Origin of the sequence: Streptomyces fuscigenes (genome assembly GCF_021556455.1) — a bacterium.
In the GTDB taxonomy this organism is placed as follows: domain Bacteria; phylum Actinomycetota; class Actinomycetes; order Streptomycetales; family Streptomycetaceae; genus Streptomyces; species Streptomyces fuscigenes.
Genome location: NZ_JAKGCV010000428.1, coordinates 1 through 4,646, shown reverse-complemented (window position 1 = coordinate 4,646; position 4,646 = coordinate 1). Strand labels below are relative to the sequence as shown.

The 4,646-nt window shown below is 77.5% G+C and carries 4 protein-coding genes; 2 read left to right on the top strand and 2 right to left on the bottom strand.

The features are described from left to right. Window positions 1-95: 95 nt before the first annotated feature. Window positions 96-818 (bottom strand): hypothetical protein, encoded by a 723-nt coding sequence (locus tag L1885_RS23945; RefSeq protein WP_235799242.1) that lies wholly within the window; start codon window positions 816-818, stop codon window positions 96-98. 294 nt (window positions 819-1,112) lie between these two features. After that, window positions 1,113-2,501: a PP2C family protein-serine/threonine phosphatase gene (locus tag L1885_RS23940; RefSeq protein WP_235799241.1), complete on the bottom strand. Its 1,389-nt coding sequence runs from the start codon at window positions 2,499-2,501 to the stop codon at window positions 1,113-1,115. A 249-nt stretch (window positions 2,502-2,750) separates the two neighbouring features. Between L1885_RS23940 and L1885_RS23935 the strand changes: the two genes are divergently transcribed. Together L1885_RS23935 and L1885_RS23930 are read left to right on the top strand one after the other, a co-directional pair. Beyond that, a complete protein-coding gene (locus L1885_RS23935; RefSeq protein ID WP_235799240.1) occupies window positions 2,751-3,335 on the top strand; it encodes a helix-turn-helix transcriptional regulator in 585 nt (194 codons plus the stop codon). Window positions 3,336-3,485: 150 nt separating this feature from the next. After that, window positions 3,486-4,448 (top strand): class I SAM-dependent methyltransferase, encoded by a 963-nt coding sequence (locus L1885_RS23930; RefSeq protein WP_235799239.1) that lies wholly within the window; start codon window positions 3,486-3,488, stop codon window positions 4,446-4,448. The last annotated feature ends 198 nt before the right edge of the window (window positions 4,449-4,646 follow it).

Here is a 4,646-nt window from a genome sequence, read left to right as displayed (position 1 = left end):
ACCGGCCCGCGGGCGAGTCCGGTCGGCACGGGGCGACGGGTGGGGGCAGGCGGGGGCCGAAGGCCCTGCCGGGCGCGGGAACGGGTGCGGAGAGGTCATGCTCGCCCCCTGCCCGTGACGACGGAGTCGGCCGCCTCGTCGAGGGCCCGGCGCAGGCCTCCGGTGAGCGCCGGGCCGCCCGGGCCCCAGCTCAGGACGAGGAGGCGGCCCGCCTCGGCGGCGTCCAGCCCCGTGGCCAGGGCGGCGCGCGTCAGGACGGCGTCGGCCTCGGCGGGGGAGCAGGAGTACAGGGCCGCGACCATGCCCCGTCCGCGCTGGAGGTCCATGGACCTGGCGAGCACGTCCCGCGGGTCCTCACCGGCTCCGGGTCCGGCCGCGGCGGCGGGGTCCGCCGACCCGGCGGCGGGCGCGGCCCCGCGCACGGGGGCCCGGGGCGGGGCGGGGGGCCGGACAGGGGCGGAACCCGGTTCGTCCGCGTCCTCGGGGGCGCCCGGCCCGGGTTCGCCGTCCGCGTCCCCCGGCCACCCGGGGTCCTGGAGGCCGTCCGCGTTCCGGCACGCCGGCCCGCCCGCGCGCCTGAGCGGGACCAGCCGGAAGCCGATGCCCCGCGCGCGGCTCGCCCGCCGGAGCCTCAGCAGGAAGCGCACGGCGGCAGCCGTCGGAAGGCGGGGAACGCAGACGATCACGAGGCGCAGCGCGTCGTCGTCCAAGAGGGACGCGACCTCGCGCGGACCGGTGCGGGACGCGGGGGACTCCGCCGCTCCGTCGAGCCGGACGAGGAGCAACTCCGGGCGCGGACGCCACCGCGTATACAGCATGGACGCTCTTTCTGGACAACGGGTCACCAAAGGGTGAGGCCGCTTCCAGACCTGCTGGTCCATTCTGCCCCATGCCGGGACCGGCACCAACCCGGCCCGGTGCCCGCCGCCCGGCGGGTGCGTCAGGCGGCCCTCGCCCGGGGCGGTCTGACCCACCCTCGGCAACCGTGCGGTGGGCGCCGACGCGGCCGCCTCGGCCGGGCCGGCGCCGGCGCGTACCCCTCGGGCCGGCGCCCCCGCGGACGGGTCCGGCCCCGCGCCGTCGCCGGCCGGTCGGTCCCCGTGCCGGGCCGGTCAGCGCTCGGCTCCGGCCCGGGAGGGGCCGTGCCACTCGCAGATCAACACCGTGGCGTCGTCGTCCAGCCTGCCCTCGTGGTGCCGGAGGACCGCGTGGATGAGGCGGCGCAGCGTCTCGGCCACGGGCAGGTCGTCGGCGTGATGGCGGACCAGGTAGTCGAGGAACTGGCCCTGCCCGAACTCGCGTCCCTCACTGTCCCGGGCCTCCGTGATGCCATCCGTGTACATGACGAGCCGGTCCCCGGGTTCCAGCTGCTCGTGGCAGACGGTGACGGGGAGGCCGAGGCCGGTGCCCATGGGGTGCGACGGCGGGCATTCGAGCACGGCGGTCCACCGGCCGCCGCGGATGACCACGGGCGGCAGGTGGCCGCGGTTGATCCAGGTCAACTGCCCGGTGCGCAGGTCGAGGTCGGCGAGGACGCCGGTGGCGTAGCGGTCGTGGTGGAACTCCTTGCCCAGTACCTCGTCCACGGTGTGGCTGACCTCCGTGAGGGCGCCCGCCTGGCGCCTGCTGTTGCGCGACGCGGCCATGGCGAGGCTGGCCGTGAGGCCGGCGGACGTGTCGTGGCCCATGGCGTCGAACAGCGACAGGTGGGCGACGCCGTCGGCGAGTGCGTAGTCGAACGCGTCCCCGGCGATCCGGTAGGCGGGCTCCAGCGCCGCGCTGATCCGGACCCGGTCGTCCGCGAAGAAGCGCGGCGGCATGAGCCGCCACTGCATCTCCGCGACGACGTTCATCAGCCGTACGCGCGTCAGCCGGGCGTGGGAGTCGCTGTTGGAGCGCTTGGACGCGACCATGAGGCCCGCGGCGGACGCGAGCGAGCGCATGGCGTCGTCCGTGCAGGCGTCCGTGGTGTGCTCGTGCGCGGTGCCGTCGTCCGGCGTCCGCTCGTCCGGTGTCCGCTCCTCCGGTGTCCGCTCCTCCGGCGTCCGCTCGTCCGGTGGCCGCCCGCCGGGCGAGTGCTCGTCCTGGGACGGCGGCGGGCGGCCGGGGCCCTCGTTCCCGGGCGGCTCGTCCTGCGACGGCGGCCGGGGGGAGGGATCCGCTTCGAAGCCCAGCACGCCCAGTCGCTCGGTCCCGTCCAGTATGGGCAGCCAGTGCTGCCTGCCGTCCGGGGACGCCACGGCGCGCACGCCCTGGTAGGCGCGGCCCGCCAGCGTCCCCTCGATCCGCATCTCCACGCCGCCGGCCCCGGCGTCCAGACCGCGGCCCGTGACCTCGCGCAGGACGTCCTCCTGGAGGTCGGCGAGCAGGATGCGGACCCTGCCGAGACCGGCCGCGGCCGCGTGCCGGGCCAGGAGAGCCGGCAGGGCGTCGAAGTTCACCCCGTGGCTCTCGCGCAGCAGCCCGGTGAGCATGGACGCGATGTCGTGGGAATCCGTCATGACCGGCCTCTCGGGTGACGGGCTGCCCGCACCCCCCGTCGCCGCGCCGGCGCGGGCGGACCGGCGGCACGAGACTGAGTACCCACCGGACGCGCGTCCAGCACGGCCCGTCCCGACGAATGCGGCTGGAAGCCGCCGGCGGCCGCCCCGGCACGGGGGCGAAGGAAGGCGCCCGGGGGAGGGCCCGCGCGGGCACGGCGCCCCCCGGTGCGACCACCCGCGTTGCGCCGACGGCATAGGCTGTTGCGCATGGCGGAAAGCGACAGCGAGCTGGACAGCCTGGTGCGCAAGCGGATCCGCGCCCTGCGCCTCGCGCAGGGATGGTCCCTGGAGGAGCTGGCCGGCCGGGCCCGGCTGAGCCAGTCGACCCTCAGCCGCATCGAGAACGGGCAGCGCCGACTCACCCTGGACGGCCTGGTCACGCTCGCGCGCGCCCTGGACACGACCCTCGACCAGCTCGTCGAGACCGCGGCCGACGACGTCGTCATCAGCCCCGCGATCGACGCCTCCCGCGGGCAGATGCGCTGGCCCGTGCGGGCGGATCCCGGGGTGAGCGTCGTACGGCGGCGCATGACCGGGCCGCCGCCCGAGAGCGCCTCGGGGCTGCGCGCGCACCCCGGCCGCGAATGGTTCGTCGTCCTGTCCGGCACGGCCGTCCTGCTGCTCGGCAACCGCCGCTTCCGTGTCGAGACGCACCAGGCCGCCGAGTTCCCCACGATGCTGCCGCACGCCATCGGCGCGGAGGGCGGGCCCTGCGAGGTGCTGGGCATCTTCGACCGGGACGCCCGCCGCGGGCACCAGCGCGGCGAGGAGGCGGAGGGCGCCGCCCGGTGACGCGGACGGGCGCGGCGGCGCTGCCCGTGCAGCGCGCACAGGGCGGCCGCCGTGCCCCTTCCTTGCCGCTTCGGCAGCCCATCGGGGCATCGTCTTGCGTATTCCGGGAGTGGCCGTGCCGCACGCGCAAGGCCCGCCTAGCCTGGCGTCATGACCGACACCACCCCGCACCGCGGCCACGACGGCGCCCGCCCCGGGCACGCGCCCGCCGCCGACCACGAGCACGCCCCGCATCCGGGCGGGAACGACTCCCTTCACGCGAAGGACCCCGGCACGCACGAGGCTCACGCGCACGCCGACGCGGAGGCCGCCTCCGACGCCGGGATCCTCGACCTCGACGCGGAGGTGCTGGCCGGACACCTCGCCGAGATCACCGGATGGCTTCCGCTCGACGGCAGCCCCCGGCACGTGCTGGACCTGGGCTGCGGGACGGGAGCGGGCACCTTCGCCCTGCTCGACCGCTACCCGGGGGCCCGGGTGACCGCGGTGGACTCCTCGCCCGCCCACCTGGGCCGGCTGCGGGAGAAGGCGGACGCGGCCGGGGTGGCGGGCCGGGTGCGTACCGTCCTCGCCGACCTCGACGGCGCCTGGCCGGAGCTGGAGGCGCCCGACCTGGTCTGGGCCTCGGCGTCGATGCACCACATGGCCGACCCCGACCGTGCCCTGCGCGCCGTCCGCGACCTGCTCGTCCCCGGCGGCCTGTTCGCCGTCGTGGAGCTCTCCGGCTTCCCGCGCTTCCTGCCCGCCGGCGCCCCCGAGGACCGGCCCGGAGTGGAGGAGCGCGCCCACGCCGCGAGCGACCGCCACCACGCGCACCACGTACCGCACCGCGGCGCGGACTGGGGGCCGAAACTGGCCGCGGCCGGCTTCGAGGTCGAGGGCGAACGCACCGTCGCCGTCCACCTCGACGGCTCCCGGGCGCCGGCCGTCGGGCGCTACGCCCTGGAGGGCCTGCGCCGGATGCGCGGCACGGTCGGCGACCTGCTCCCCGCCGAGGACCTCGCCGCACTCGACCGGCTGCTCGACGTGGAGAGCCCCCACTGCATCGCGCGCCGCGACGACCTCGCCGTGCGCACCGAACGCAGCGTCTGGGCCGCCCGCCGGGCTCGTTGAGCGCACCCGGGCCGGTCCGCCGGCCGCGCGGGCGGGGCACCCGCGCGGCCGGCGGTACGGACCCTGGGCCCCTCCCGTACCGGTCCGCCGAGGGCCGGTACGGCGGCGACGCCCCTCCCGCACCGTCCCCGGGGCGCCACCGCCACCGCCTGACGTCGGGTCAGCAGCGGGGTGCCCGGGCGCGGCGCGGCGCCGGTG

Excerpts from the sequence above, each read along its gene's own strand:
- L1885_RS23935 (WP_235799240.1), top strand. The coding sequence starts at position 2,751 with ATGGCGGAAAGCGACAGCGAGCTGGACAGCCTGGTGCGCAAGCGGATC.
- L1885_RS23930 (WP_235799239.1), top strand. The coding sequence starts at position 3,486 with ATGACCGACACCACCCCGCACCGCGGCCACGACGGCGCCCGCCCCGGG.
- L1885_RS23940 (WP_235799241.1), bottom strand. The coding sequence starts at position 2,501 with ATGACGGATTCCCACGACATCGCGTCCATGCTCACCGGGCTGCTGCGC.
- L1885_RS23945 (WP_235799242.1), bottom strand. The coding sequence starts at position 818 with ATGCTGTATACGCGGTGGCGTCCGCGCCCGGAGTTGCTCCTCGTCCGG.